The following is a 20,389-nucleotide window of genomic DNA, read 5'->3' on the forward strand; positions in this document are numbered from 1 at the left end:
ATCAAGAACATGGAACCGACAGGCGTGGGCGTCATCGGGGGCAGCGCCGGCGGGTGGGCCTCCCTCTCGCACATCCCCGCGATCCAGGCATCGACGGCCTTCGAGCTGCGCGCCGTCAGCACCTCCCGGCACAGTTCGGCCCAGGCCGCGGCGGCCGCGTACGGGGTGTCGGCCTACGACAACCATCAGGAACTCATCGCGCACCCGGGCGTCGATCTGGTCGTCGTCGCGGTGAAGGTCACCGAGCACCTCGAACTGGTCTCGGCGGCCCTCGACGCGGGCAAGATGGTCTACAGCGAATGGCCGCTGGGCAACGGCCTGGCCGAGGCGGAGCGGCTGTCCCTGCGGGCCGGGGCGGCGGGAGTCCGCACCGTGGTGGGACTCCAGGGGCGCTACGCCCCCGAGGTCCGCTACGCCCGTGACCTGATCCGCGACGGATACGTCGGCAGGGTGCTGAGCACCACGCTCTCCGGCTCCGGCATGGTCTGGGGCCCCGAGGTCGCCACCCACGGCCAGGCGTACTGGTACGACAAGGCGAACGGCGCGACGCCCCTGACCTCGCCCACCCTGCACGCCCTCGACCCGCTGCACCACGTGCTCGGCGAGTTCGAGTCCGTGGCCGCGAACCTGGTGGTGGGCCGCACCCGCGCGACGGTCGCCGAGGACGGCCGAAGCGTTCCCGTCACGGCCGCCGACCAGGTCGCCGTGATCGGTACGCTCGCCGGCGGTGCCTCCGCGTCGGTCTTCTATCGCGGCGGCACCTCGCGGGCCGGGAACTTCCGCTGGGAGATCAACGGCACCGAGGGGGATCTCGTGCTCACCGCCGACTGGGGCAACATGCAGGTCGCGGCGCTCGCCCTGGCGGGTGGGCGGGGCGCCGACACGGCCACCGCCCCCCTCCCGGTACCCGCGTCGTACACGGGCGAACTGCCCGCGGAGCTCGCCACCTCGCCGGCCGCCAACGTGGCACGGCTGTACGAGCGCCTCGCACGCGATCTGGCCGAAGGGACGCACACCGTGCCCGACTTCACCCACGCCCTCGCGCGCCACCGACTGATCGACGCCATCGAACAGGCCGCGGCCACCGGCACGACCCGGACACCCGCGACGGGCCCCGCCGGGTCCGTGTCGCCGACGGACGGCCGCTGACCGTAGGTCGCGCAAGCCGCTCGGGCCCCGCGGACGCTGTGGCTTTCCCTGCTCCGGCGCCCCTCGCGGGACCGTGCGCGAGAGGTGACACACGGTGACCTTCGTGTAGTCGGAATGTACTTGGGTACCTGAAAGGTTGGCAATTACATCGAGCCCGTAGTCTCGATGAAGGCCAGTGCGCGCGCCAGCAGGCCGCGCGACCCCAGCGCGGCGGATCATCCGGTCCGTTCCGATCAGCTTCGACCAGCGAGGGCACCGTGACCCACCCCACCCCCGAGCAGCCCACCGACCTCGTGACCCGGCTGCGCGCCACGTTCCGCTCCGGCCGTACCAAGCCCGTCGAGTGGCGCACGGCCCAGCTGCGCGGACTGCGCGAGATGCTCACCGCGCACGGCGACGACCTCGCGGAAGCACTCCACGCCGACCTCGGCAAGAGCTCCACCGAGGCCCACCGCACCGAGATCGACTTCACGGTCCGGGAGATCGACCACACGCTGGACCACCTCGACGAGTGGCTGCGCCCCCAGGCCGCTCCGGTCCCGGCACACCTCGGTGCGGACGCGACCGCGTGGACGCGGTTCGACCCGCTGGGCGTCGTCCTGGTCATCGCTCCCTGGAACTACCCCGTCCAGCTCCTGCTGACGCCGATGCTCGGCGCGCTGGCCGCCGGCAACACGGTCGTCGTCAAGCCCAGCGAGCTCGCCCCCGCCACCTCGGCCGCCATCGCGCGACTGCTGCCCCGGTACCTCGACACCGACGCCGTCGCGGTCGTCGAGGGCGCCGTGGAGGAGACCACCGCGCTGCTGGCAGAGCGCTTCGACCACATCTTCTACACCGGCAACGGCACTGTCGGCCGCATCGTGATGCGGGCCGCCGCCGAGCACCTCACCCCGGTCGCGCTCGAACTGGGCGGTAAATCCCCGGCGTTCGTCGACCGCGGCACCGATCTGACCGTCGTCGCCGACCGGCTCGCCCGCGGCAAGTTCCTCAACGCCGGTCAGACCTGCGTCGCCCCCGACTACGTCCTCACCGACCCGGAGACCGCTCGGGCCCTGGAGCCCGAACTCGTCCGCGCCGTCGAGGAGCTCTTCGGCACCGAACCGCGGCGGTCCACCGAGTACGGGCGGATCGTCAACGAGCGCCACTACGACCGGCTCAGCGCCCTGCTCGATTCCGGCCGCACCGTCACGGGCGGCACCGGCGACCGTGCCGACAAGTACCTCGCGCCGACCGTCCTGGCGGACGTCGACCCCGAGGCGCCCGTCATGCGCGAGGAGATCTTCGGCCCGATCCTGCCGATCGTGACGGTGTCCGGACTGGACGAGGCCGTCGGGTTCATCAACGACCGGGACAAGCCGCTGGCCCTGTACGCCTTCACCGAGTCGGACACCACCCGGGAGCGGCTGGCCGCCGAGACCTCGTCCGGAGGGCTCGGCCTCGGACTGCCGCTCGCCCATCTGACCGTCTCCGACCTGCCGTTCGGCGGGGTCGGCGAGAGCGGCATGGGCAGTTACCACGGCCGCTACTCCATCGAGACGTTCAGCCACCGCAAGGCGGTGCTGGAGAAGCCGCTGAGGTGACGGGCACGGTTGCGTGCGAACGGCGGCCGCGGTGGTCCCGGCGGACCGAGTCGGCTCCGGGCCCGGGAAGGAGGCCTCCGCGCGACCCTGCGGAGTCGCGCGGGCCCGTGTTACGGTCGCGCGGTGTCCCGGAGCGAGATCGACTTGGTGACCGCCGAGTTCTTCGGCGCCTTCGACAACCGGGGCGGCAGGACAGCCGACCTGGAACGTCTTCGTCGACTGGTCGTACCCGGTGGTGTGATCGTCAAGACGGGCCCGGACTTCACCGTCTACACGGTGGAGGAGTTCATCGCGCCCCGCCGGACGCTGCTGGGCGACGGCCGGCTGGTCGAGTTCTCCGAGTGGGAGACCTCCGAACGGACCGACATCGCCGGCGATGTCGCCTCGCGGTTCGGCGAGTACCGCAAGTCCGGGATCCTGGACGGTGAACCGTTCGAGGGCGGCGGGGTCAAGACCATCCAGTTCGTCCGCACCGCCGAGGGCTGGCGGATCTCGGCCTTCGCCTGGTACGACCACGACTGACCGCCGTGGCGCGGGGATTTGGGGCGGACCCCACGGCCGACCGGGCGCCGGTCCGGGTTCTGGCCACGGGGCGTCCTCGCGGGCCCGGCCGCCTCGTCGAACGCCGACGTGGCCTCGTACGTCCGTGTGCGAAACTGCCACGATGACCTCAGAGATGATCACCGCGGCGGCCGCGGGTGCCTGGAGACTCGGAGATCTCGACGTCAACCGCATCGGGTTCGGTGCCATGCGGCTCACGGGCAGCGCGGCCTTCCACCTGGGTACGCCGAGCGACCGCGACCGGTCGATCGCCGTGCTGCGGCGCGCGATCGAGCTCGGTGTCGACCACATCGACACCGCGGCCTTCTACTTCTCGTCGCTGCGCTCGGCGAACGAGCTGATCAACAGCGCGTTGGCCCCGTACGCCGACGAGTTGGTGATCGTCACGAAGGTGGGCCCGTACCGCGACTACGCGGGGGAGTGGGGCACCCCCGCCCGGCCGGACCAACTGCGTTCCCACGTCGAGGAGAACCTGCGCCAGCTCGGGCGCGACCACCTCGACGTGGTGAACCTGCGGCGGATCGGGCAGGATTCGATCGCCGAGCACTTCGGCGCGCTCGCCGAACTGCGCGACGCGGGGCTGATCCGGCACCTCGGAGTCTCCGGCGTCGAACCCCGGCACCTGGCCGAGGCACGGGCCATCGCGCCCGTCGTGTGCGTGCAGAACCGGTACGGCCTCGGCTCCACGGATCCCGGGACGGACGAGCTGCTGCGGATCTGCGGGGACCTGGGCATCGCGTTCGTGCCGTTCTTCGCGATCGCGGGCACGGGCGGTGCGCGGGGCCCCGGCGGGACGGACGGTTCGGCAGGTGCCGCGGACAACGAGGTGCTCGCCGTCGCGCGCGCCCATGGCGCCACCCCCGCGCAGATCCGTCTGGCGTGGACGCTGCGGCAGGGGCCGCACGTACTGGCCATCCCCGGCACCGGAAACCCGGACCACCTCACCGAGAACGTGGCCGCGGGCGCGCTCCGGCTCACCGACGACGAGGTGGCCCGGCTGGACGCGGTCCACCGGCCCGGGGAGTGAGACCGGCGGCCCGCCGTCGTGCCGGGTGTGACGCGGCACGACGGCGGGCCGGCCGGAACCGGACCGGGTCTTCCCCGTCCCCGGCCCGTGGCGTCGCGACCGGAGGGCTCAGCCCAGCCGCGCGCGCAGGAAGGGCACCGTGCTCTCCCACGCGCGCTCGGCCGAATCGGCGTCGTACGTCTCGGGGCGGCCGTCGTTGAAGAAGGCGTGATCGGCCGGGTAGAGACGGAGGTCCGGGGTGACGCCGGACTGCCCGTGGACCGCCTCGCTCAGCTGCTCCAGGCTCTCCTTGGGGATGCTCGTGTCGAGCTCGCCGTAGTGGCCGAGGATCTCCGCCTTCAGGCCGGAGAAGTCGGGCATCTCGCCCTGGATGACGCCGTAGAACGGCACCGCCGCGCTGACCCGCGGGTCCGCCGCGGCCAGGTAGAGGACGAAGCCGCCGCCCATGCAGAAGCCGACCGCGCCCACCGTGTCCGAGGTGACCTCGGGCAGGCCGAGCAGGTGGTCGACCGCGCCGGAGAGCAGTTCGACCCCTCGCGCGACCGGCAGTTCCTGCATCATCCGGAAGGCTTCCGCGCTGTCATGGGCGACGTTGCCGCCGTACAGGTCGGGCGCGAGGGCCACGAAGCCCTCCGCGGCCAGCCGGTCGGCGACCTGCGCGATGTGATCGGTCAGGCCCCACCACTCCTGGATGACGATCACACCCGGCCCCCGACCGGACGGCGGCAACGCCAGGTAGCCGTGGGCGGTGGTTCCGGCACTGGGGAAGGTCACGTTCTGACGGGCCGGGGCTCCGGTCGGCTTCGGCTGCTCGGACATGGCACTCAACTCCTGTGGGGACAGCGCTTGTCAGGGGGCCGGCGGTACCGGTCCCGGATCACTGCCAACGATGTCATGCGCGGGCGCGCTTCCCGGCCCCGGCCCGCACGACGTGGCTCGCGGCCACCTTCTGCAGCAGGCTGTACGCCAGTACCGGCAGCAGGACGTGGGGCCGGTCGGGCAGGGCCGTGCTGATGAGGACCGCGCTCGCGCTGCTGTTGTTCATCCCGCAGGCCAGCGTCACCGAGGCGCCCGAGGGACGGTCCAGGCGCAGCACCCGGGCGGTGATCCGGCCCAGGCCGAACGACAGCCCGCACACCAGGGCGGCGACGGCCAGCGCGGCCGCCATCAGCACCGGCTCGGGACGGGCGAGGAAGGGACCGAGGACTCCGCTGGCGTTGATGTACGTCAGCAGCAGCGAGCCGAGCAGGGAGGCGGGGGGCGCGGCGCCGAGCAGCAGGCGCAGGGGGCGGGCGGGCAGAACGAGCCGGGCCAGGATTCCGGCACCGCACGGCAGCAGGACTCCGGTCAGCGCGAAGTCGTGCCCGGCGGTCCGGGCGGCCCCCGACAGCGCTTCCGCGTAGCCACCGTGCAGCAGGGGGCACAGGGCCGTCATGGTGACCGGGATGGTGAGCGGGCCGGCGATCGTGGACGCCAGCACGAGGCCGACGGTGGTCGGCTGGTCGCCCTCGCCTCTGCTCGTCCACACGGTGGCGCCGGCCGCCACGGGCATCGCGACGATCAGGATCATCGCCGCGATCAGTCCGCTGCCGCCGTCGCTGTCCGGGGTCCGGTGCAGGGCGAAGGCCACGCCCGGGATGATCAGCAGGGGTGCGACCAGGTGGAGGACGAAGCCGGTCAGCAGCGCGGTGGGCCGGGTGAGCAGAGCCCGCAGTTCGTGGACCGGCACCTGGAGGCCGGCCGTGAACAGCACCAGGGACAGCAGGAAGTGCGGGGTCCGTAAGGCGATGTCGAGGAATCCGCCGTCGCCGATCGTGTGCGGGCGGCGCAGCCACAGACCCGGCGCCGAGACCGTCGCGGCGGCGACATAGGCCGCGCCGACGGCCCAGCCGAGGTGGTCACGGAGGAGACTGAGGGGGGATTTCCCGGCGGGAGTGGGGATCATCGCGGCGCTCTTCCGTCGTCAGGGCATCGGGGCGGGGACGGAGCGCCGATATGGAGGACCACGAGGGTGGAAGGAAGCGGGCGAGGGCGTAGACGGTCAGGCTCAGCCAGCACAGGCTGAACAGCCAGCCGCCGAGGACGTCGGAGAACCAGTGGACGCCCAGATAGACCCGGCTCAGCCCGACGAGGACGGACCAGCAGCCGACGAGCAGGGCGAGGGGCCGGCCGCCGCGCGGGGCCCGCGCGAGCAGCGCGAGGACCAGCAGCCCACCGCTGACGGCGGACGTGGTGGTGTGACCCGAGGGGAAGGACCAGCCGGACGCGTGGGTGGCCCACTCCGCGACCGCGGGCCGGGGGCGGGCGACCAGGGTCATCACGGCGTACCGCACGGTCTGGGCGACGGCGAGGCACCCGAGGCAGCCGAGGGCGCGGACGATCCGCTCCCGCGCCGTGCGCCCCACGACGACACCGGCCAGCGCGACCAGGGCGTACGGCACGACGCCCGTCCCGGTGTACGTGACCGCGCGGGCCAGGGCCAGGGCCACGGTCGGGCGGTGGCCGGCCGACCAGGTGCCGAGGGCGTCGTCGCCGAAGAGCGTGGCGCCGTCCCGGCCGGTCACGACCAGGGTGAGCAGCGCGAAGGCGACGAGGCTCCCCAAGGCGGTCGATCCCGCGAGGTCGGCCGTGTCCGCGCGCTTCACGACGGCTCCCCGGGAGCGTCGACCGCCCACGTGGACACGGTGCGCAGCGCTGCGGACATCGCGGAAGGTCCCTTCCCTGGCGGGGCGCGGGCACGCGGGAACACGCCGTCCGCGCCGACCGCACGCCCATGGATGGTCTACATAACTGTAGACGTAAGTGCGGCGGGGATCGTTCCCGAGGGGGCCGAAAGGGCGAGGGTGCCCTCCCCGCCCGGCGCCGCCGACGGTCCGCCGCTCGCGGGGGCCGAGGACGGGACGGGATGTCGTACCCTACGTGTTACGTATAACCCACGCACTTCCCGGAGAGGCCCTGATGAGACGCATCGCCCTGGTCACCCTCGTCGTCGACGACTACGACGAGGCGATCCGCTTCTACACCGAGGCACTCGGGTTCCGGCTGGCCGAGGACGAGCCCCGGCCCGACGGTTCCCGCTGGGTCGTGGTCGAGCCGGGCGCGGAGGGCGCCGGCAGCGGACTGCTCCTGGCCCAGGGCAAGAACGAGTCACAGCGCGCCCGGGTCGGCGACCAGACCGGCGGGCGCGTGGGCTTCTTCCTCCACACCGACGACTTCGCCCGCGACCACGCGCGCATGCGCGCCGCCGGCGTGACCTTCCTGGAGGAGCCCCGCCACGAGCCGTACGGCTCGGTCGCCGTCTTCGAGGACCTGTACGGAAACCGCTGGGACCTTCTCCAGCCCGCCGCGTAGCCCCACAGCCTTCGCACCGCCCCACCCCCAGAACCCACCTGCCGAGGAAACAGACACGCATGACCGCGCCCCGCATCGACACCGACACCATCCGCCGTCTCCCCAAGGCCGTACTGCACGACCACCTCGACGGCGGTCTGCGCCCGGACACCCTGGTGGAACTCGCCGCGACCGTCGGCCACACGCTGCCCACCACCGACCCGCGCGCGCTCGCCGCCTGGTACTACGAGGCCGCCAACTCCGGTGACCTGGTGCGCTACATAGCCACCTTCGAGCACACCCTCGCCGTGATGCAGACCCGCGAGGGCCTGCTGCGCACCGCCGAGGAGTACGTGCTCGACCTGGCCGAGGACGGCGTCGTCTACGGCGAGGTCCGGTACGCGCCCGAGCTGATGGTGAACGGCGGGCTGACCCTCCCCGAGGTCGTCGAGACCGTGCAGGAGGGCCTGGCGGCCGGTATGGCCAAGGCCGCCGCCGCGGGCACGCCGGTCCGGGTCGGCACGCTGCTGTGCGGAATGCGCATGTTCGACCGCACCCGGGAAATCGCCGACCTCGCGGTGGCGTTCCGGGACGCCGGGGTCGTCGGCTTCGACATCGCCGGCGCCGAGGACGGCTTCCCGCCCGCCGACCACCTCGCCGCGTTCGAGCACCTGCGGCGCGAGAGCGTGCCCTTCACCATCCACGCCGGCGAGGCCCACGGGCTGCCCAGCATCCACCAGGCTCTCCAGGTCTGCGGTGCCCAGCGCATCGGCCACGGCGTCCGCATCACCGAGGACATCGTCGACGGCAAGCTCGGCCGTCTCGCGGGCTGGGTGCGCGACCGCCGCATCGCCCTGGAGATGTGCCCCACCTCCAACCTCCAGACGGGTGCGGCCATTTCGATCGCCGACCACCCGATCACCGCCCTGCGGGACCTCGGTTTCCGGGTCACCCTCAACACCGACAACCGGCTGGTCTCGGGCACGACGATGACCCGCGAGATGTCGCTGCTGGTCGAGGAGGCGGGCTGGACCGTCGAGGATCTGCGCACCGTCACGGTGAACGCCCTCAAGAGCGCGTTCATCCCGTTCGACGAGCGCGCGGCGCTCATCCGGGACGTCGTCCTGCCCGGTTACGAAGCCGCGCTCTGAAGGAGCCCGCGGACGTAGGCTGCCTGGCCGACGTGCTGCAGATCGTCGGCCAGGACGCTCACCAGCCGCACGCCGAGGGTGACCGCCGGGGTCCAGCGTTCGTCCACGACACGGTCGAGATCCGCGGCGGTCAGCCCGTGCAGGAAGGCCAGGGTCTGATCGTGCACGGCGTCGTAGTACCCGAGCAGCAACTCGTCCGACTCCACCCGGACCTCGGCCACCTTGCGGGGGCTGTGACCGTAACCCGTGTCCTGGCGGGGCAGGTCGAGGCCGAACCGCTTCTCCCAGCCCTGCGTCAGCCAGACCTGGTCGAGGCCGGCGGCCGCGGCGATGTGGTCGTCCTGGACACGGGTGAGATGCCATACCAGCCATGACAGCGAGTTGGTGCCCTGCGCGGGACGCGCGTTGAGGGTCTCCGGGGGGAGTCCCTCGACGGCGGCATGGACGTCTTCCTGGATACGGCCGAACGCGTCGATGAGGATGTCCTTTGCATGCATGCGTCCACCTTGGCGCATCCGGCCGTCCCCTGCGCCCGGAAACCGGTTCCCGCGCGGTCCTACGATCCCCGGGCCCGTGACGCGGGAAGGCACACCCCGGGCCCGTGACGCGGGAAGGCATGCCCCGGGCCCGTGACGCGCGAAGGCAGGTGCGCGGGACCCGCGCACCTGCCCGTACCGTCAGGACGCCGCGCTCAGACCCTGCGCCAGCGGGCCATGGCGAAGGAGAACAGGCCGAAGAGGACGAGTCCGGCCGCGACGCACACGAGCAGCCACGGTCCCGCCGGGGTTTCGGCGAACGACCGGATCGTGTTGTCAAGACCCTTGGCCTTGTCGGGTTCGAACTCGACCGCCGCGCGGATGGCGAAGCCACCCGCCACGGCGAACACCAGCCCGCGCGCCGCGCCGCCGCCCACTCCGGTGACGTCCACCAGCTTCCGGGTCCGCGCCGACATCTCGCCGAGCTTCAGTTTCTTGTGGAACTTGCGCAGGACGGCCCGGGTGCCGATCCACACGCCCGCCACCACGATGCCGGCCCCGGCCGCTCCCACGAGCCACTGCCCCGCGGGCAGGCCGAGCACCTTCGCCGTCACGTCCTGGGACTGCCGGTCGCTGGATCCGCTCCCGCTGCCCCGCGAGCCCGCCGCGAACGACAGCACGGAGTAGGCGGTGAAGGAGTAGAAGACGCACCGGCCGGCCGAAAGCAGCCGCTTCTTGGCCTTGCCGCCGTCCTGCCCCGCGGAACCGAAGACCGCCTCGGACAGCCGCCACAGCGCCATGCCCACCAGTCCGAGGCCCAGCGCCCACAACAGCACGGCACCGAAGGGCTTCTGCGCGATCTCCGCGAGCGCGCCGCCGCGGTCCGCCTGTTTGCCGCTGTCGCCGAAGGCGATCTGCAGCGCCAGTACACCGACCAGCAGGTAGATCACGCCCCGCGCGGTCAGACCGGCCCTGGCCGCGTACTCCGTCACCGGGCCCCGCGCCGCGCGCCGGGCCCCGATCCGTCCGGTCCGTGTCGTCGTACTCGCGTTCATGTAGACCTCCCGGAGTCCGGTTGCCCCCGCTCCGGGATGCCACACGCGGCCGACCGCGTGCCGGAGGCCGAAAGGCGGGCGCCGCGACGCTCGACAGAGCGGCGCCTGTCTGAGCCCGTGCCCGGTCGGCGCCAGTCTGTCAGCGTTCGTCCTTCAGCGCTGATCCGTCGGCGCCCGTCGGGGCCCGTCGATGTCCGCCGGCGTTCGTCGGCGCCCGCCGGTATTCGTCAGTGTTCGTCCTCGGACGTGTCGAGCAGGACCATCAGGGCGCGGGCCGCCGGGCTGGTGGCATCCGGCGGCGGAAGCATGGCGACGGTCTCGTACGGCGCGTCGCCCGCTCCCTTCAACGTCAGCGAGGTCAGGCCGCCTGCCTCGCGCTTGAGGCCGAAGTGGCGCGGCACCACGGCGATGCCGAGGCCCTCGTCGACCAGCTCCAGGAGACTGTGCACGTCGCTGACCTCGAGAGTCACGGTCCGCCGGACACCCGCCGCGGCGAAGGCCGCGTCCGTGATGCGGCGCGGCCCCCAATCGGGGTGGAAGTCGACGAAGGCCTCGCCGCCCAGTTCCTCCGGCGTGACCACGGCGGAGGTCGCGAGGTGGTGCGTCGGATGGCAGAGCACCGTCATCGGCTCGCTCGTCAGCGGGACGGACCGCAACTGGTCGCTGTCCGGCTGCGTCTTCACCGCGAAGGCCAGGTCGAGCCGCCCGGCCGCGACCTCCTCGGCGAGCGCGCCGGAGCCCGCCTGCCGCAACCGGATCTCGACATCGGGATGACGCCGCCGGAACGCGGTGAGGAGCTTGGCCACGCGCACTCCGGCGATGCACTGCTCGGTGCCGAGCGAGAGCGTGCCGCGCAGCAGGCCCTGCACGGCGGCCACGGCGTCGTGGGCCGCGCGGACCTGCGCAAGCACCCGCTCCGCCTCGCCGAGCAGGGCACGGCCCGCTTCCGTGAGCGTGACCCGCCGGGTGGTGCGTACGAACAGCGGGGCCTGGAGCTCCCGCTCCAGGGCACGGATCGAGGACGACAGACCCGACTGCGACACCATCAGACGTTCGGCCGCCCGGGTGAAGTGCTGGTCCTCCGCGACGGCGACGAAGTGCTGGAGGTGGCGCAGTTCCATGGGGCACAAGCGTACTGGCCGATTGAGAGTCCCTGTCGCTGAATCCGATCCGATTCTCCCGTTGGACCTCTGCACCGTGCGCGCGCGAGAGTGGTGACCTGTTTTCCCGGCCTTCCAGGAGCACGCGTTGTACACCGCACACCCCGACCGCTACGCGGACATGCCCTACCGGCGCACCGGACGCAGCGGCCTGAAACTTCCCGCGCTGTCCCTCGGTCTGTGGCACAACTTCGGCCCCGACCGGCCGGTGGAGACCCAGCGCGCGATCCTGCGCCGCGCGTTCGACCTCGGTGTCACCCACTTCGACCTGGCCAACAACTACGGTCCGCCGCCCGGTGCCGCCGAGTCGGCCCTCGGTGACGCGCTGAAGGCCGACTTCGCGCCCTACCGCGACGAACTGGTCATCTCGACCAAGGCCGGATACCTGATGTGGCCGGGCCCGTACGGCGAATGGGGCTCGCGCAAGTACGTGCTGTCCTCGCTCGACCAGAGCCTGGCCCGGATGGGCCTGGACTACGTGGACATCTTCTACTCGCACCGCCCCGACCCCGAGACCCCCCTCGAGGAGACGATGGGGGCCCTGCACTCGGCGGTCCAGCAGGGCAAGGCCCTCTACGTCGGCGTGTCCAACTACTCGCCGGAGGAGACCAGGGAGGCCGCCCGCATCCTCGGAGAGCTGGGCACCCCGCTCCTCATCCACCAGCCGCGCTACTCGATGCTCGACCGCCGGCCCGAGGACGGACTCCTGGACACGCTGGACGAGCTGAGGGTCGGCTCCATCGCCTACTCCCCGCTGGAGCAGGGACTGCTCACCAGCCGTTACCTGGACGGCATCCCGGAGGGGTCGCGCGCCGCGAGCGACAGCCCCTTCCTCAGCGCCGACAAGGTCACCGAGGACCTGGTGGGGCAGCTGCGCGCCCTCGCCGAGATCGCCGAGGCACGTGGTCAGTCCCTGGCGCAGATGGCCCTGGCATGGGTCCTGCGCGGCGGCCGGGTGACCTCCGCGCTCATCGGCGCGAGCAGCACCCAGCAGCTGGAGGACAGCGTGACGGCCACCCGCGCGCTGGACTTCGACGAGGAGGAGCTGGCCCGGATCGACGCGATCATCAAGCAGTGACGCGCGCCGGCGGGGCCTTTCGGGCCCCGCCGGTCAGGCCGTGAGGCGTTAGCTGACTTCCCGGAGGCGGTCGGCCGCCACCGGGTCGACGGCGTAAGCCGGCACGCCGGGCTTCGGCGTCCTGCTGGTGAGCGACCATTCACGGCCCTCCTGCGCCGACATCGGGGGCGCGGTGTCGCGGTTCTCGCAGGAGACACCGCCCGTCTCCGCCGCCGGGGGCTGGTCGCGCATCACACGCCGGTGGGCGCCCCCTGCTCGACGGTCTTGAGCTGCCGCTCCGGATCCAGGACCGCCCGGCCGTCCGTGTCGAGGACACGGGCCGCCTTCAGGTCCTCCTCGGCGAGGTACTTCTTCAGGTCGTTGTCGACGATGGTGCCCGGGTGCCCGGGGGCAGGGAGTAGGCGCGGATCCCCTCCGCCCCGCCCCGCCCCGCCCCGCTCGTCGAGCCCGGCAGCGAAGAGGGTGTCCAGTCGCTGCGTGAACTCACGGCCGGCCGCGCGGGCGCCGATTTCGCGGCCGGCCGGCTTGCCCGGCTGATGTTCGTGCAGGTGCCGCGTGCCCATCTCGCGGACGCCGACGCCCTGCCCGCCGGAAGGCCGCGGGCCCTCGCCGACGAGCGCATCTCCCCGGCGCCGCGCCTCATGCACACCGATCCTGGCCGCCCCTGGCAGCTGGAGGAGGCGGCCAGGGCGGCGGCCATGTCCCGCACCAGCTTCGCCCAGCGTTTCCGGGCGGTGGCCGGCGTACGGCCCCTGACCTGTCCGCCGGACTGGCGCATGAGCCTGGCCAGGCGTGCGCTGCGGGACGGGGAGACTTCCGTGTCGGCCCTCGTGCAGAAGGTGGGCCACACCTCCGAGAGCGCGTTCAGCAACGCCTTCGAGCGGACGACCGGCGTGGGCCCCGAGCGTTACCGGAATGTCGCACGGGCCACCCTCACGGGCTGAGCCGCTCGTCCATGTGATCCTCCGCTTCCGGTGGGGGTCCTGTTCAGGGGCCACCGGAAGCGGAGGAATCCGTCGTCGGCCCGTGAGGCCCGCGGAGGGAGCCCTCGGCCTACGTCGGCACACGGTCCAGGAAGCCGTGCACGCCGCGGATCCGGTCGTCGTCGTCCAGGGTGATCACGTCGAATCCGGCGACGGGAGCCGAGCCGTCCGCCCCGTCGACCAGTTCCCAGCCGAACCGGGCGATGTCGTGGTGCCCGTCGACCGTCCCCGTGAGCCGGAAGGAGAACCCCGGGAACTGCTCGTGCGCCGCCGAGATCACGGCGGCGATCCCGTCGTGCCCGCGCACGTCGGCCAGCGGGTCGGTGTAGCCGCCGTCGGCGCTCCAGGCGGCGGCGACCGCCTTGGCGAGCGCGTCCGGCTCACGCGCGTTCCACGCCTCCAGGTAGCGGGCGACGGCGGACTCGTAACGGACGGTGTTCTCGGACATGGGTGATCAGCCTCCGGCGAAAGGAAGGAAGAGCGATTCGGACTGGTCGTGGGCCGGATGCGGAGGTGCGGTGGCGCGTGTCGTCATCCGGTACCGCAACGATGCCCGGCGGCGCCCGAGGGCGTCGATTACCTCCCGGGTAAGGGCGGCCGGTCGCGTTTCGGCCATAGGGGTACGTGAATATGCCAAGAGACTGGCTGGAATGGCATGGTGACAGAGTGTCAGGAGTGGCGATACTCGATAAGCAGGGCGATTCAGCCACGTCCGAGCGCAGCACCACTGTGTACCACGGACGCCCGGTACGACCGTCGACCGCGGACGAGCCGCGTGCAGTGAACGAGCCGCAAGGAAAGTGAGGCCGGCCCGGCAGCGAGCGTTGCAATGGGGGAGCGATCGTGCACGACGAATTCCTGTGCCACGTCACCGCGTACGGAGTGTGCGGAGGGAGACGCGTCGGCGTCCCCCTGGGAACGTACCGCGCTCCCACCCTGGCGCTTGCCCTGTGGTGGATGCGGGACCGTGCTTCGTGGATGGCCGAACGGCTCGACCCGCAGCCCGAGGACCCCACCTTCCCGCCGAACTCGATCGCCCCGGTCTCGGACACCGTCCCTGACGTGCCCAGCATGCTGCGCGCATGGTGCGGGGACAGCGGTCAGCAGGAGCTCGTCGCCGAGGAGCTGGCCGCCGGGAAGCTCGTCCGCATCGCCACGAGCGACGACACCACCGAGTACGAACTGCTCGCCGAATCCGTGGACGCGCTGCGCATGCAGCGGACCGCCGCCGTACTCGGCACCTCCGCCGCCTGACCGCTCCGGCTCGCCGTCCACGGCGCACAGGGGACGGACACGTCACGCCGGGACAGGTCGGTCCGCCACCCGGCACGACGCCGGTGCCCATGGGGTCCGGGTGCCAGGTCGGTCATCGGCGGCCTCGGAAATCCGTGTGCGGAAGCTCGGCCGTCCGATCGGCGGGACGCCTCGGCCGCGTATGCGGTTCTGCCGAGCCCCGAGCCCCGAGCCCCGAGCCCCGAGCCCCGAGCCCCGAGCCCCGAGCCCCGAGCCCCGAGCCCCGAGCCCCGGGCCCCGGCGCTCGGCAGCTATGGGGCCGCTGGGTCCCGGGGCGGCGCCTCAGCCCGTCCGTACCACGAGTGCGTAGTCCCCGAGCCCGATCAGCAGCTCGCCGGGAAACTCTCCGGACGTCGTGCGGATCTCCTCGATCCGGCCGGTGGCGGGGTCGAAGGCGATGTCCCGTACGGTCCCGCGTTCGTCCCCCCTCTCGGTCAGGACCCGCGCGCCGAGGGCTTCGTGGTGCGGCGGAACCGGGGGCGGGAGGGTGTCCAGGACGGTGTCCGAACGGACCAGTACGGCGTCGGGACCCACCGCGTGCAACACGTCCCAGGGGAGCGAGGTCTCCTTGCGGCCGCGCGCCCGCGCGATGCGCAGCCGGCCGACCAGCCCGGCCTCGACGTCGATCGTGAGCGACTTGACCACACCGATCTCGGTCGCCTCCCCGAGGGTGACCACCGGCAGACCGTTGATCAGGGAGAACAGCGTCACGGCGTCTCCCCCGTCGCGTGGAACGCGTCGACCTGCGCGGCGAAACCCGCCAGGTCGTCAGCGACGAACCGGGTCGCGTCCGCGGGAATGACGAGCGCCTGCCCGGACACGGCCAGGGTCTCGCCCCGGGGGACGAACACCTTGCGGCGACGGCGTGCCCGACCGGACCCCGGCGTCTCGCGGGCGGCGATCCGGAACCCCACCACACGTCCGCTGGTGCCCGCCTCCACGACGAGGTCCAATACGGTGCCGACCTCCGTGCCCGCGTCCGTGAGCACCTTGGCCCCCACCACCCGGCCGTGCGCGGCCTCGCCCCGTGCGACCACCGCGGCCGGTTCGGCGAGGACCTCGCGGCTCCGGATCATGACGGCGTCGCGGCCGACCGAGTGCACCGCGCTCCAGGGCAGGCTCTGCTTCAGCGGTCCCGCGAGCAGCCCCCGGCCACTGAGCGTGAAACCGGTGACGCGTCCAGCCGGTCCGTCGAAGACGGTGTCCTTGATCTGCGCGACCGCGTCACCCCCGAGGGTGACCACCGGCCGCCCGGCCAGTCCGCGCGCGGCGGTCAGCTCGCTCATCGCACGTCCCGCTTCCCGAACCGGCGCCCGCGCTGGACGGCGATGACGGTCCCCGACCGCCTGCTCGTCTGCACCCAGACCATCGTCGCGCCCAGCAGCGCCAGGGCCGCGACCACGACGACCGGCCACATCCACCAGACCATCGTCCACCTCCGGACATCCAGGCCCGGCCACGGTCGACCGGATTCGGCTCCGTCCGGGTTCCCCGGGAGCACCGGACAATGCCCCGTCGGGGGATGCCGTCCCGGACGACCTGCGCACCGCGGGCCGCGCGGGACGACCGGCTCAGTCGGTCCGCGGCCCGCTCCCTTCGCGGCGCCGCCTGCCGGTCCAGTCCAGGCAGACGATCAACGCGTCGTCGAGCGACTCGGTGACGCGGTAGCCGGCCAGCTCGTCGAGGACGGCACGCGGCACGTCCGCCGCGGGCAGCAGGGCCGTGGCGGCCACCGCTCGGGCCAGCGCCCGTTCCCCGAACGCCTCTCCGAGGGGGGACAGGGCGTCGTAGACACCGTCACTGACCACCAGGAGCCGGTCGCCGGGCAGGACGGCGAACTCCTGCGGCAGGTAGTCGGACTCCTCGAACATGCCGAGCGGCAGCTGTGCCTCGAGTTCGATCCGTTCTACGGCCGTCCCCCGTCTGCGCCACAGCCGGGGCGAGCCGGCGTCCACGGCGAGCACCCTGCCGGTGGCCAGGTCGAACGACAGGAGCAGCGCCGAGACGTGCTGGTCGCCGTGGTGCTGGGCGTAGATCGCCTGGTCGGCGAGCCTGGCCTGGTCGGCGACCGGGAGGTCGGCGCGGCGGGCGTTGCGCAGGGCGCCGACGGCCAGCTGGGTCAGCAGGGAGGCGTTGATGCCGTCCCCCATGCCGTTGAGGATCGACAGCGAGAGCCGGTCCGCGTCCGAGGACCAGTCGAAGTTGTCCCCGCGCACCGCGTACGCGGGCTCCAGCTGCGCGCCGATCGAGAACTCCTCGCGGGCGCAGGCACGACCGGGGAGGAGCTCCCACTGCATCTCGGCGGCCAGGGTCAGCCGGCCGACCCGGCGCGCCAACCGGTAGACGTCGGTGTCGCGTTCGGCCACGACGATCTCGTGGCCGAGGAGTTCGGCCACCTGGGCGAGCCCGTCGGTCACCTCGACGCCCGGGGACCCGGGCGGCAGCCGCACCGTGAGGACGCCGAGGCGCTCGCCGCGGGCGGTGACCGGCAGGTGGAGACGCACGTACTCTCCGTGCCGGGGGTGCTCCTCGTGCGGTTCCTGGCTGCCGAACGCCCGGCCCTCGGCGCTGTTGTGCAGGGAGACGGAACGCGAGGGGTCCCCGGGTGCCTCGACCGGCTGGAGCACGGTCAGTCCGTAGTCCGCCATGAGCAGATCGGCGCCGGTCGCTCCCCAGATGTCCGTCAGGAGAGTGCGCAGGGTGTCGAGCAGCGCGTGCGGAGGCGTCGCGCGCAGGGCTCGGTCGACGTCGTTCACAGAGGTCACGGTCGTGGTGGCTTTCTCGTGCGGTTCGCGTGCGGTTCTCGTGCGGGTGGTGTGGTCGGTCGGGTGGGCCGGGTGCGGAGACCGGCCGGGCGGGCCGTCATGGCTGGCGAAGCCCTTCAGGAGATGACAAGGTGGTTCGGTGCCGCGCTCGATCCGTCCACCCGTGTCCCGAGACGATGCCGCGCAAACGCTGGACGCCGTCGCGGAACTTCTCGAACTTCTGTGGGGCCGAGGGCAGGAGGCCGCGCCGTCCGGCCCGGTGCCGCCCTCACAGCTAAGGGCCCTGATCGTGATCGAGCAGGGCGGTTCGATGAATCTTCGCTCGCTCGGCGAGGCCCTGGCCTCGCGTCCCTCCTCGGTCAGCCGTCTGTGCGACCGGATGGAGGCCGTCGGGCTGATCCGCAGGGCACCGAGCACGACGAGCCGACGCGAGGTCGAGGTCGTGCTGAGCCCGCTCGGGGAACAGGTGCTGCGCGAACTCCGTGAGCACCGCGCGCGTGAGGTGCGGGCCGTCCTGGAGCAGATGTCGTCGGCGGACGTCGCCCGGCTCACCGAGGGGCTCGAAGCGTTCCGGGCGACCGCGCTGGACCAGCTCGACGAGCGGGCGGGCGGCTCCGGCCGGGAGCCGGGGCGCGCGACCGGTACCGGTTAGGTGCCATTGCGTACCGGTTAGCTCCATGAGAGGTCCCTCCACCGCGACAACCAGCCTCCAGGGACGCCTGACTAGGGGTCACAAGGGGACCAGATTGTTGCCTGACAGCAATTGTTGTCAAATGACAACGATCGGATACGGTGGGACCTGGCGCGGCTCCCTCGCGGCGCCGCGGTGTACCGCCCCGTGCGCGTATCCCTCTATACCCTCACGTTTCGACGACATCCCGAAGGATCGCTGTGCATTCAGGCCGGAGTCCAGGTCAGGCGGCCCTTTCGCTGTCCACGCGCGAGGCCGGTCCGGCGACCGTGATCGCCGTCGGCGGTGAAGCCGATCTCGACAACGTGGGAGGCCTCGGCGCCGCCCTCGACGCGGCGGCACGGTCCACCGAGGGGCCGGTCGTCCTGGACCTGGCCGAGTTGACCTTCGCGGACTCGACGACGATCAACGTCCTCCTGCGGGCCTACGGCGTCCTCGGTCCCCGGCTCAGGCTCGCCGCGCTCACCCCGTTCCTGGAACGGGTGCTGGGCGTGACCGGAGTCTCGGAGGTCGTGCCGGTCTTCCGTACCGTGGCTGAGGCGCTGGGGAACGATGCGGTCTGAGAGCGGGTCACGGGGACCGGTCGGGCGGCGGCCGGAGAACCCGGGGTGCCTGGGCGAGCGACGGACCGAGCGAGCGCAACGCGGTCAGCAGACCGTTCAGGTCGGCGTCCGGCATCCGCAGCAGGGCGTCCCTGATCCAGCCATCGCGTTGCGCGCGTACGCGGTCGAGCACGGAACGGCCGTGCCGCGTCAGGCTCAGCCCGACGCCCCTGCGGTCCGCGGCGAGCGGCGCTCGGGCCAGCAGCCCCGCCCCCTCCAGGGTGTCGCACACCCGGCTCGCCCGGGAGCGGCTGATCCGCGCCCGAGCGGCGAGCGCGGCGAGGCTCAGACCGGGCGCATTACCGACCAGGGTCAGCGCACGCAGCAGCGGCGGCGACAGTCGGCTGTCGACGGCGACCGCCGTGCGGGCCGACACGGAGACCAGGATCTCGGCCACGGACGCAAGCTGGTCGGCCGCGCGGAGCAGGACGTCGTCCCGTACCAGAGGAAGCGCGACGTCCGCCGCCGGCACTCCCGGGGGCCGGTCGTCCGATCCAGGGAGGAGGCCCTCGTCCGGTCCCCGGAGAGTCGCCCCGTCGTCGTCCACCTCGGATCGCCCGACGGAACCCCCGTCCTTGTCCGGTACGCGGTGAGCATCCCTCTCCGGTCCGCGGTGAACATCCCCGTCCGGTCCGCTGTGACGACCCCCGTCCTCGTGCGCCTCCAGGAGGGGAACGGCGTCCGGCCCTCCGGGCGGTGCGCCGTCCCGTCCTTCGGGGATCTGTCCATCCATCCGTCCGCACCCTTTGCTCGTACCGGGGATTCGGTGGCCCGTCAGGCCCTCCGACTGGTGGCCCTGCCCCTCCGCGACGGGATGACACCGGTACGGTGTGGGGATCGTGTGCCGAAGGGGGTGAGGGCGGCTCGCGGCGCCGGCCACAAATCCGGTGCGAGTCGAGTGGGCATCGGGGTGAATGTGGAGGGCGTCACTGGGTATGCGCTCCTGAGCAGCGGCGTCCGGACGCGCGGCCTGCGGACGTATCGGCATCCGAGAGAGAACCACATGATCGAGCACTTGGACGGAGCAGTGATACCGCCTGGCTTCGACGTGCCCGTGGACCCGCTTCGGCGGGCGGCGCACTACACCGGCGAGCCGGGGTGCATCGCCGACGCACGCGCCTTCGCGGAACTGTTCCTCGAACAGCTCCGGTCGGAATGGTGTGCGGAGATCGACGCGCGGGCCGATGGCGACCTGCTGCTGGTCGTGAGCGAACTGGTCACCAACGCGGACCGGCACAGCCACGGGCCCTACATCCTGGAGCTGGAGGGGACCGACGACTTCGTGACCGTCGCGGTCTACGACAGCAGCGCCACCCTGCCCCGGCGCTACCCGCGGGATCCGCAGCGCATCGGGCGGCACGGACTGGAGATCGTCCACGCGCTGGCGACGGAGGTGACCGTCGGGCGCGTTCCGGTCGGCAAGTGCGTCAAGGCACAGCTCGACCTGCGCCGTTGACCCGGCCGCCCGCGCGGCGGGGACGGACCGGG

26 protein-coding genes are annotated in these 20,389 nt (G+C 72.4%); 12 read left to right on the forward strand and 14 right to left on the reverse strand.

Annotated features, from left to right (window positions below; genetic code table 11):
• Positions 1-9 precede the first annotated feature (9 nt).
• The 4 genes from ACFVTC_RS03810 (at position 10) to ACFVTC_RS03825 (ending at position 4,317) form a co-directional block, all read left to right on the forward strand.
• Positions 10-1,149, forward strand: coding sequence for a Gfo/Idh/MocA family protein (locus tag ACFVTC_RS03810; RefSeq protein ID WP_390123552.1), 1,140 nt, complete (start codon positions 10-12; stop codon positions 1,147-1,149).
• A 257-nt stretch (positions 1,150-1,406) separates the two neighbouring features.
• Complete coding sequence (locus tag ACFVTC_RS03815) at positions 1,407-2,729, forward strand: aldehyde dehydrogenase family protein (protein ID WP_390123554.1); 1,323 nt, start codon at positions 1,407-1,409, stop codon at positions 2,727-2,729.
• A gap of 123 nt (positions 2,730-2,852) precedes the next feature.
• Positions 2,853-3,251, forward strand: a complete 399-nt coding sequence (locus ACFVTC_RS03820; RefSeq protein WP_390123556.1) for a DUF4440 domain-containing protein — start codon at positions 2,853-2,855, stop codon at positions 3,249-3,251.
• Positions 3,252-3,393: 142 nt separating this feature from the next.
• Complete coding sequence (locus tag ACFVTC_RS03825) at positions 3,394-4,317, forward strand: aldo/keto reductase (protein WP_390123558.1); 924 nt, start codon at positions 3,394-3,396, stop codon at positions 4,315-4,317.
• Positions 4,318-4,425: 108 nt separating this feature from the next.
• Here ACFVTC_RS03825 and ACFVTC_RS03830 read toward each other — a convergent pair whose 3' ends face one another.
• From ACFVTC_RS03830 to ACFVTC_RS03840, 3 genes are all read right to left on the reverse strand, one after another.
• On the reverse strand, positions 4,426-5,136 hold the full coding sequence (locus ACFVTC_RS03830; protein ID WP_390123560.1) for a dienelactone hydrolase family protein: 711 nt from the start codon (positions 5,134-5,136) through the stop codon (positions 4,426-4,428).
• A gap of 73 nt (positions 5,137-5,209) precedes the next feature.
• Positions 5,210-6,262 carry a bile acid:sodium symporter gene (locus tag ACFVTC_RS03835; protein WP_390123562.1) on the reverse strand — a complete coding sequence of 351 codons (1,053 nt, stop codon included), beginning with the start codon at positions 6,260-6,262 and terminating at the stop codon, positions 5,210-5,212.
• Entirely contained in the window at positions 6,216-6,962 is a 747-nt protein-coding gene (locus ACFVTC_RS03840) for a phosphatase PAP2 family protein (RefSeq protein WP_390123564.1), read from the reverse strand. The genes ACFVTC_RS03835 and ACFVTC_RS03840 overlap by 47 nt, the downstream gene beginning before the upstream one ends.
• Before the next feature lie 313 nt (positions 6,963-7,275).
• On the opposite strand from ACFVTC_RS03840, the gene ACFVTC_RS03845 reads away from it, so the two are divergent.
• Positions 7,276-7,668, forward strand: coding sequence for a VOC family protein (locus ACFVTC_RS03845; RefSeq protein WP_390123566.1), 393 nt, complete (start codon positions 7,276-7,278; stop codon positions 7,666-7,668).
• 59 nt (positions 7,669-7,727) lie between these two features.
• Positions 7,728-8,798, forward strand: coding sequence for an adenosine deaminase (locus ACFVTC_RS03850; protein ID WP_390123568.1), 1,071 nt, complete (start codon positions 7,728-7,730; stop codon positions 8,796-8,798).
• On the opposite strand, the gene ACFVTC_RS03855 is transcribed toward ACFVTC_RS03850, so the two are convergent.
• The 3 genes from ACFVTC_RS03855 to ACFVTC_RS03865 form a co-directional block, all read right to left on the reverse strand.
• Complete coding sequence (locus tag ACFVTC_RS03855) at positions 8,780-9,295, reverse strand: DinB family protein (RefSeq protein WP_390123570.1); 516 nt, start codon at positions 9,293-9,295, stop codon at positions 8,780-8,782. The genes ACFVTC_RS03850 and ACFVTC_RS03855 overlap by 19 nt on opposite strands.
• Positions 9,296-9,489: 194 nt before the next feature.
• Positions 9,490-10,329, reverse strand: a complete 840-nt coding sequence (locus ACFVTC_RS03860; protein ID WP_390123572.1) for a DUF1206 domain-containing protein — start codon at positions 10,327-10,329, stop codon at positions 9,490-9,492.
• 227 nt (positions 10,330-10,556) lie between these two features.
• Positions 10,557-11,450: a LysR family transcriptional regulator gene (locus tag ACFVTC_RS03865; RefSeq protein WP_390123574.1), complete on the reverse strand. Its 894-nt coding sequence runs from the start codon at positions 11,448-11,450 to the stop codon at positions 10,557-10,559.
• 127 nt (positions 11,451-11,577) lie between these two features.
• Between ACFVTC_RS03865 and mgrA the strand changes: the two genes are divergently transcribed.
• Positions 11,578-12,567 (forward strand): L-glyceraldehyde 3-phosphate reductase, encoded by a 990-nt coding sequence (mgrA, locus tag ACFVTC_RS03870; protein WP_390123576.1) that lies wholly within the window; start codon positions 11,578-11,580, stop codon positions 12,565-12,567.
• A 48-nt stretch (positions 12,568-12,615) separates the two neighbouring features.
• On the opposite strand, the gene ACFVTC_RS03875 is transcribed toward mgrA, so the two are convergent.
• Both ACFVTC_RS03875 and ACFVTC_RS03880 read right to left on the reverse strand, forming a co-directional pair.
• Positions 12,616-12,798 (reverse strand): hypothetical protein, encoded by a 183-nt coding sequence (locus ACFVTC_RS03875; RefSeq protein ID WP_390123577.1) that lies wholly within the window; start codon positions 12,796-12,798, stop codon positions 12,616-12,618.
• The gene (locus tag ACFVTC_RS03880) at positions 12,798-13,130 is read right to left on the reverse strand and encodes a hypothetical protein (protein ID WP_390123579.1); all 333 of its coding nucleotides are present in this window, start codon (positions 13,128-13,130) and stop codon (positions 12,798-12,800) included. The genes ACFVTC_RS03875 and ACFVTC_RS03880 overlap by 1 nt, the downstream gene beginning before the upstream one ends.
• Here ACFVTC_RS03880 and ACFVTC_RS03885 point away from each other — a divergent pair.
• Positions 13,116-13,511, forward strand: a complete 396-nt coding sequence (locus ACFVTC_RS03885; RefSeq protein ID WP_390123581.1) for a helix-turn-helix transcriptional regulator — start codon at positions 13,116-13,118, stop codon at positions 13,509-13,511. The two genes, ACFVTC_RS03880 and ACFVTC_RS03885, sit on opposite strands and share 15 nt — an antisense overlap.
• Positions 13,512-13,620: 109 nt before the next feature.
• Here ACFVTC_RS03885 and ACFVTC_RS03890 read toward each other — a convergent pair whose 3' ends face one another.
• The gene (locus tag ACFVTC_RS03890) at positions 13,621-13,998 is read right to left on the reverse strand and encodes a nuclear transport factor 2 family protein (RefSeq protein ID WP_390123583.1); all 378 of its coding nucleotides are present in this window, start codon (positions 13,996-13,998) and stop codon (positions 13,621-13,623) included.
• A 395-nt stretch (positions 13,999-14,393) separates the two neighbouring features.
• On the opposite strand from ACFVTC_RS03890, the gene ACFVTC_RS03895 reads away from it, so the two are divergent.
• Positions 14,394-14,804, forward strand: a complete 411-nt coding sequence (locus tag ACFVTC_RS03895) for a hypothetical protein (protein WP_168526199.1) — start codon at positions 14,394-14,396, stop codon at positions 14,802-14,804.
• A 321-nt stretch (positions 14,805-15,125) separates the two neighbouring features.
• On the opposite strand, the gene ACFVTC_RS03900 is transcribed toward ACFVTC_RS03895, so the two are convergent.
• From ACFVTC_RS03900 to ACFVTC_RS03915, 4 genes are all read right to left on the reverse strand, one after another.
• Positions 15,126-15,554: a PRC-barrel domain-containing protein gene (locus tag ACFVTC_RS03900; RefSeq protein ID WP_390123585.1), complete on the reverse strand. Its 429-nt coding sequence runs from the start codon at positions 15,552-15,554 to the stop codon at positions 15,126-15,128.
• Positions 15,551-16,129, reverse strand: coding sequence for a PRC-barrel domain-containing protein (locus ACFVTC_RS03905; protein WP_390123587.1), 579 nt, complete (start codon positions 16,127-16,129; stop codon positions 15,551-15,553). The genes ACFVTC_RS03900 and ACFVTC_RS03905 overlap by 4 nt, the downstream gene beginning before the upstream one ends.
• Positions 16,126-16,272, reverse strand: a complete 147-nt coding sequence (locus ACFVTC_RS03910; protein WP_356286728.1) for a hypothetical protein — start codon at positions 16,270-16,272, stop codon at positions 16,126-16,128. Before ACFVTC_RS03910 ends, ACFVTC_RS03905 begins: the two co-directional genes overlap by 4 nt.
• Positions 16,273-16,414: 142 nt before the next feature.
• A complete protein-coding gene (locus tag ACFVTC_RS03915) occupies positions 16,415-17,608 on the reverse strand; it encodes a PP2C family protein-serine/threonine phosphatase (protein WP_390123589.1) in 1,194 nt (397 codons plus the stop codon).
• Positions 17,609-17,747: 139 nt separating this feature from the next.
• Between ACFVTC_RS03915 and ACFVTC_RS03920 the strand changes: the two genes are divergently transcribed.
• Both ACFVTC_RS03920 and ACFVTC_RS03925 read left to right on the forward strand, forming a co-directional pair.
• On the forward strand, positions 17,748-18,260 hold the full coding sequence (locus ACFVTC_RS03920) for a MarR family winged helix-turn-helix transcriptional regulator (RefSeq protein ID WP_390123591.1): 513 nt from the start codon (positions 17,748-17,750) through the stop codon (positions 18,258-18,260).
• A gap of 239 nt (positions 18,261-18,499) precedes the next feature.
• On the forward strand, positions 18,500-18,862 hold the full coding sequence (locus tag ACFVTC_RS03925; protein WP_390123593.1) for an STAS domain-containing protein: 363 nt from the start codon (positions 18,500-18,502) through the stop codon (positions 18,860-18,862).
• A gap of 7 nt (positions 18,863-18,869) precedes the next feature.
• On the opposite strand, the gene ACFVTC_RS03930 is transcribed toward ACFVTC_RS03925, so the two are convergent.
• The gene (locus ACFVTC_RS03930; protein ID WP_390123595.1) at positions 18,870-19,298 is read right to left on the reverse strand and encodes a MarR family winged helix-turn-helix transcriptional regulator; all 429 of its coding nucleotides are present in this window, start codon (positions 19,296-19,298) and stop codon (positions 18,870-18,872) included.
• A gap of 606 nt (positions 19,299-19,904) precedes the next feature.
• On the opposite strand from ACFVTC_RS03930, the gene ACFVTC_RS03935 reads away from it, so the two are divergent.
• A complete protein-coding gene (locus tag ACFVTC_RS03935; RefSeq protein ID WP_390123596.1) occupies positions 19,905-20,357 on the forward strand; it encodes an ATP-binding protein in 453 nt (150 codons plus the stop codon).
• The last annotated feature ends 32 nt before the right edge of the window (positions 20,358-20,389 follow it).

Source organism: Streptomyces sp. NPDC057950 (genome assembly GCF_042887295.1).
Lineage (GTDB): Bacteria > Actinomycetota > Actinomycetes > Streptomycetales > Streptomycetaceae > Streptomyces > Streptomyces kaempferi.

Excerpts from the sequence above, each read along its gene's own strand:
- ACFVTC_RS03910 (WP_356286728.1), bottom strand. The coding sequence starts at position 16,272 with ATGGTCTGGTGGATGTGGCCGGTCGTCGTGGTCGCGGCCCTGGCGCTG.
- ACFVTC_RS03860 (WP_390123572.1), bottom strand. The coding sequence starts at position 10,329 with ATGAACGCGAGTACGACGACACGGACCGGACGGATCGGGGCCCGGCGC.
- ACFVTC_RS03810 (WP_390123552.1), top strand. The coding sequence starts at position 10 with ATGGAACCGACAGGCGTGGGCGTCATCGGGGGCAGCGCCGGCGGGTGG.
- ACFVTC_RS03835 (WP_390123562.1), bottom strand. The coding sequence starts at position 6,262 with ATGATCCCCACTCCCGCCGGGAAATCCCCCCTCAGTCTCCTCCGTGAC.
- ACFVTC_RS03845 (WP_390123566.1), top strand. The coding sequence starts at position 7,276 with ATGAGACGCATCGCCCTGGTCACCCTCGTCGTCGACGACTACGACGAG.
- ACFVTC_RS03850 (WP_390123568.1), top strand. The coding sequence starts at position 7,728 with ATGACCGCGCCCCGCATCGACACCGACACCATCCGCCGTCTCCCCAAG.
- ACFVTC_RS03865 (WP_390123574.1), bottom strand. The coding sequence starts at position 11,450 with ATGGAACTGCGCCACCTCCAGCACTTCGTCGCCGTCGCGGAGGACCAG.
- ACFVTC_RS03830 (WP_390123560.1), bottom strand. The coding sequence starts at position 5,136 with ATGTCCGAGCAGCCGAAGCCGACCGGAGCCCCGGCCCGTCAGAACGTG.
- ACFVTC_RS03825 (WP_390123558.1), top strand. The coding sequence starts at position 3,394 with ATGACCTCAGAGATGATCACCGCGGCGGCCGCGGGTGCCTGGAGACTC.
- ACFVTC_RS03880 (WP_390123579.1), bottom strand. The coding sequence starts at position 13,130 with ATGGGCACGCGGCACCTGCACGAACATCAGCCGGGCAAGCCGGCCGGC.
- ACFVTC_RS03890 (WP_390123583.1), bottom strand. The coding sequence starts at position 13,998 with ATGTCCGAGAACACCGTCCGTTACGAGTCCGCCGTCGCCCGCTACCTG.
- ACFVTC_RS03905 (WP_390123587.1), bottom strand. The coding sequence starts at position 16,129 with ATGAGCGAGCTGACCGCCGCGCGCGGACTGGCCGGGCGGCCGGTGGTC.
- ACFVTC_RS03855 (WP_390123570.1), bottom strand. The coding sequence starts at position 9,295 with ATGCATGCAAAGGACATCCTCATCGACGCGTTCGGCCGTATCCAGGAA.
- ACFVTC_RS03935 (WP_390123596.1), top strand. The coding sequence starts at position 19,905 with ATGATCGAGCACTTGGACGGAGCAGTGATACCGCCTGGCTTCGACGTG.
- ACFVTC_RS03875 (WP_390123577.1), bottom strand. The coding sequence starts at position 12,798 with ATGCGCGACCAGCCCCCGGCGGCGGAGACGGGCGGTGTCTCCTGCGAG.